Here is a 4507-nt window from a genome sequence, read left to right as displayed (position 1 = left end):
CCGAGCTGTACGCGCGCAGCTTCGACAGCCGGTGCTCCGACTCGATCTGCCGGATCGTGCCGCTCTTCGACCGCATCACCAGCGACTGCGTGAACGCCCGGTCCGCGCGGTAGCGCACGCCGCGCAGCAGCTCCCCGTCCGTGATCCCGGTGGCGACGAAGAACACGTTCTCGCCGCGCACCAGGTCGTCGATCAGGAGCGTACGGTCCAGGTCGTGCCCCGCGTCGAGCGCCCGCTGCCGCTCCGCGTCGTCCCGCGGCCACAGCCGGCCCTGGAACGTACCGCCCAGGCACTTCATCGCGCAGGCCGCGATGACGGCCTCCGGGGTGCCGCCGACGCCCAGCAGCAGATCGACGCCGGTGCCGTCGCGGGCGGTCATGATGGCGCCGGCGACGTCGCCGTCCGAGATGAACTTGATCCGCGCCCCGGCCTCGCGGACCTCCTGGACCAGCCCGTCGTGACGCGGCCGGTCCAGTACGCAGACGGTGACGTCCCCCGTGGTGCCGCCCTTGGCCTTGGCGACGCGGCGGATGTTGACCGCGACGGGCGCGTTGATGTCGACGTACTCGGCGGCCTCGGGGCCGGTCGCGAGCTTGTCCATGTAGAAGACCGCGGACGGGTCGAACATGCAGCCCCGCTCGGCGACGGCGAGCACGGAGACGGCGTTGCCCATCCCCTTGGCGGTGAGCGTGGTGCCGTCGACCGGGTCGACGGCCACGTCGCACTCGGGGCCGGTGCCGTCGCCGACGCGCTCGCCGTTGAAGAGCATCGGCGCGTGGTCCTTCTCGCCCTCGCCGATGACGACGACGCCGTTCATCGAGACGGTGCTGACCAGGGTGCGCATCGCGCGTACGGCGGCGCCGTCGGCGCCGTTCTTGTCGCCGCGGCCGACCCAGCGGCCGGAGGCCATCGCGCCGGCCTCGGTGACCCGGACCAGCTCCAGGGCGAGGTTGCGGTCGGGGGCCTCGGGGGCCACCTCCAGTTGCTCGGGGAGGTGGTGGGGCGTCTCATGGGACTGCGGCATCCGTGAGGACCTTTCCGCTCGGTCGACGGCCGGAGTGGTGGGAGGGGGCGGTCAGAGCCTATCCGTTTATCGCCATTATGAGCACACCGCCCCTCGGATGAGCGGGTCGGTCCGTCCCGTCCGGGCAGGGCGCCCGCACCCCGGGGAAGAGATCACTCCGTGATGAGGGACGATGGAGGGGTGGCAGACAGGAACAGCATGCGGACGGTGCGCAATCTGGTGGGCGCGCTGACGGTCACCTGCGGGGTGTCCCTCATCGTCTACTGGGGCGTCCTCCCGCGCGAGGGCGACGGCAACGAGATGGCGGCCGTCGCCTACGACCAGGAGCTGGGCCAGGCCCGCCGCGCCGCACCGTTCCCGGTCGCCGCGCCGGTGGGGCTGCCGGACGACTGGCGGGCCAACTCCGTGACGTACCGCGGGACCGGCGACCACGGCACGACGTGGCACCTGGGCTTCGTCACGCCCGACGACGAGTACGTGGCGGTGGAGCAGGGGAGCAAGAAGGCCGACGCCTTCATCCGCAAGGTCACCCAGCAGGCCCGGCCCACCGGCGAGAGCCGGCAGGTGGCCGGCGAGGAGTGGGCGCACTACCGGGGCAAGGCGTACGACGCGCTGGTGAACAAGGGCGACGGCGTGACGACCGTGGTCACCGGCACGGGAAGCGTGCAGCAGATGGAGCGGATGGCGTCGGCGCTGCGGGAGAAGTGAGCGGGCGCCGGGGAACCCCGAGCAGGTCCGTACGAAGGAGCGGTGAGCGGCCCGCCTGAGCCACGCGACCGGGACCCGCGCGAACGACGCCGCTGGCGGGGCCCTTCGGCCCGTACGGTCCCGGGCCCTCAGCGCCCGCGGTCGAAGCGCACTCGGCTCCGATGCTCCGAGGCGCCCAACTCCGCCCCCTCCTAGCCCTCTTCCGCTTCTCCGGCCCCCTCGTGCCCCTCGGCTGTCTTGTCCCCCTCGGCCCCGCCGGTCCCGTCCTCCGACTCCGCCGCCAGCGCCGCGTCGAGCCGCTCGCGGGCGCCGTCGAGCCACTGCCGGCAGATCCGGGCCAGCTCCTCCCCGCGCTCCCAGAGCGCCAGGGACTCCTCCAGGGTCGAACCGCCGGACTCCAGCCGGCGCACGACCTCCATCAGCTCGTCCCGCGCCTGCTCGTAGCCGAGAGTCCCCCGGTCCTTCGTCTCTGCCATGGCCCCCACCTTAGGACCCGCCTACGACACCGGGCCGACCGTGACACCGAACTCCCCGTCGGCGACCCGGGCGCGCAGCTCCTCGCCCTCGCTCACCTCGCCCGCCGCGCGCACCGCCGCGCCGTCCTGCCGCTGGAGCACCGCGTAGCCGCGCTTCAGCGTGGAGGCGGGGGAGAGGGCGACGACCCGGGCGCGGGTGTGCTCCAGCTCGGAGTCCGCGCGGTCCAGCAGATGCGCCAGCGTGCGCCGCCCGCGCGCGAGCACCGCGTCCACGACCTCCGCGCGCTCGTCCACGATCCCGTACGGCTCGGCCATCGCCGGCCTGCTCAGCCACGCCGCGAGCCCGCGCTCCTCGCGGTCCAGCACCCCCGTCAGCACCCGCAGCGCGCGCTGCCGGAGCTGCTCTATGCGCACGTGCTCCTCGCCGACGTCCGGCACGGCGTCCTTGGCGGCGTGCGTCGGCGTGCGGGAACGGAGGTCCGCCACGTGGTCCAGCAGGGGGTTGTCCGGCTCGTGGCCGATCGCGGAGACCACCGGTGTACGGCACGCGGCCACGGCCCGTACGAGCTGCTCGTCCGAGAACGGCAGCAGGTCCTCCACGCTGCCGCCGCCCCGCGCGACGATGATGACGTCCACCTCCGGCAGGCCGTCCAACTCCTGCACGGCCTTGACGATCTGCGGCACCGCGTGCACCCCCTGCACCGCCACCGGCCGCACCTCGAAGCGCACCGCGGGCCACCGGTGCCGCGCCGTCTCCAGCACGTCCCGCTCCGCCGCCGACGCCCGACCCGTCACCAGCCCGATGCGGCGCGGCAGGAACGGCAGCGGCTTCTTGCGCTCCGGCGCGAACAGCCCCTCGGCGGCCAGCGCCTTCTTCAACCGCTCCAGCCGCACGAGCAGTTCGCCGACGCCCACCGGGCGGATCTCGGCGGCGCGCAGCGAGAGCTGGCCGCTCGGCGCGTACCAGACCGGCTTGGCGAAGACGACGACGCGGGCGCCTTCCTGTATGACATCGGCCACCTTGTCGAACACGTCGCGGAAGCACGTCACCGTCAGGGAGACCTCCTGCGCCGGGTCGCGCAGCGTCATGAAGACCACGCCTGCGCCCGGTCGCCGCGACAGCTGGGTGATCTGCCCCTCCACCCACAGCGCGCCGAGCCGGTCGATCCAGCCGCCGATCTTCCGCGAGACCACCCCGACGGGCATGGGCGTCTCTGCCGTGTTCACCGCCATGGCCCCGAGCCTAACGGCGGGGTACGACACCCGGGCGGCTCCGGCGGACGGGTCGCGGGCCGCCGCGCCCTCGAACCGCGCACGGGGTGTTCCGTACCATGGCGGTATGACTGCTTCGAGCGCTCCGCAGCCCGCCCGCCGCGTCCTCCTCGCCGCTCCCCGGGGCTACTGCGCCGGCGTCGACCGGGCGGTGATCGCGGTCGAGCAGGCGCTTGAGCAGTACGGCGCACCGGTGTACGTGCGGCACGAGATCGTGCACAACAAGTACGTCGTCAAGACGCTGGAGCGCAAGGGCGCGATCTTCGTCGAGGAGACCGCCGAGGTGCCTCCCGGCAACATCGTGATCTTCTCCGCGCACGGCGTCGCCCCCGTCGTCCACGACGAGGCGAAGCAGGGGCGGCTCGCCTCGATCGACGCGACCTGCCCGCTGGTGACGAAGGTGCACAAGGAGGCCGTCCGGTTCGCCAAGGACGACTTCGACATCCTGCTCATCGGCCACGAGGGCCACGAGGAGGTCGTCGGCACGTCGGGCGAGGCGCCGGAGCACATCCAGCTCGTCGACGGCCCGGAGGGCGCGGACCGGATCGAGGTGCGCGACCCCGACAAGGTCGTCTGGCTGTCGCAGACCACGCTGTCGGTGGACGAGACGATGGAGACGGTCGACCGGCTCAAGGGCCGCTTCCCGAACCTGCTGGACCCGCCGAGCGACGACATCTGCTACGCGACGCAGAACCGGCAGGTCGCGGTGAAGCTGGTGGGCGCGGAGTCGGACCTCGTGATCGTGGTCGGCTCGCAGAACTCGTCCAACTCGCAGCGGCTGGTCGATGTCGCCCTCGACGCGGGCGCCGAGGCGTCGTACCTGATCGACGGGGCCGAGGAGATCGACGAGGCGTGGCTGGACGGCGTGACGACGGTGGGCGTGACGTCGGGCGCGTCCGTGCCGGAGGTACTCGTCGACGGCGTGCTGGAGTGGCTCGCCGAGCGGGGCTACGCGGACGTGGAACTGGTGCAGCCGGTGGACGAGCGGATCACCTTCTCCTTGCCGAAGGAGCTCCGCCGCGACCTG

General features: G+C 72.9%; 5 protein-coding genes. 2 read left to right on the top strand and 3 right to left on the bottom strand.

Translation table 11 applies throughout. The features are described from left to right. On the bottom strand, positions 1–1024 hold a 1024-nt coding region (gene glpX, locus H5J30_RS18790), incomplete at its 3' end, for a class II fructose-bisphosphatase (RefSeq protein WP_181788578.1). 180 nt (positions 1025–1204) lie between these two features. Here glpX and H5J30_RS18785 point away from each other — a divergent pair. Beyond that, complete coding sequence (locus H5J30_RS18785) at positions 1205–1732, top strand: DUF4245 domain-containing protein (RefSeq protein ID WP_309505567.1); 528 nt, start codon at positions 1205–1207, stop codon at positions 1730–1732. A 191-nt stretch (positions 1733–1923) separates the two neighbouring features. Here the strand turns inward: H5J30_RS18785 and H5J30_RS18780 are convergent, their stop codons facing one another. Together H5J30_RS18780 and xseA are read right to left on the bottom strand one after the other, a co-directional pair. Then, positions 1924–2208, bottom strand: a complete 285-nt coding sequence (locus H5J30_RS18780) for an exodeoxyribonuclease VII small subunit (RefSeq protein ID WP_181788577.1) — start codon at positions 2206–2208, stop codon at positions 1924–1926. Between the two features lie 21 nt (positions 2209–2229). Further along, on the bottom strand, positions 2230–3441 hold the full coding sequence (gene xseA / locus H5J30_RS18775; RefSeq protein WP_181788576.1) for an exodeoxyribonuclease VII large subunit: 1212 nt from the start codon (positions 3439–3441) through the stop codon (positions 2230–2232). A 106-nt stretch (positions 3442–3547) separates the two neighbouring features. On the opposite strand from xseA, the gene H5J30_RS18770 reads away from it, so the two are divergent. Then, a partial coding sequence (locus H5J30_RS18770) for a 4-hydroxy-3-methylbut-2-enyl diphosphate reductase (RefSeq protein WP_181788575.1) occupies positions 3548–4507 on the top strand: 960 nt, incomplete at its 3' end.

The sequence above is a fragment of the Streptomyces phytophilus genome (genome assembly GCF_013870535.1).
GTDB lineage: Bacteria > Actinomycetota > Actinomycetes > Streptomycetales > Streptomycetaceae > Streptomyces > Streptomyces phytophilus.
This window is presented reverse-complemented; position numbering and strand designations above follow the sequence as displayed.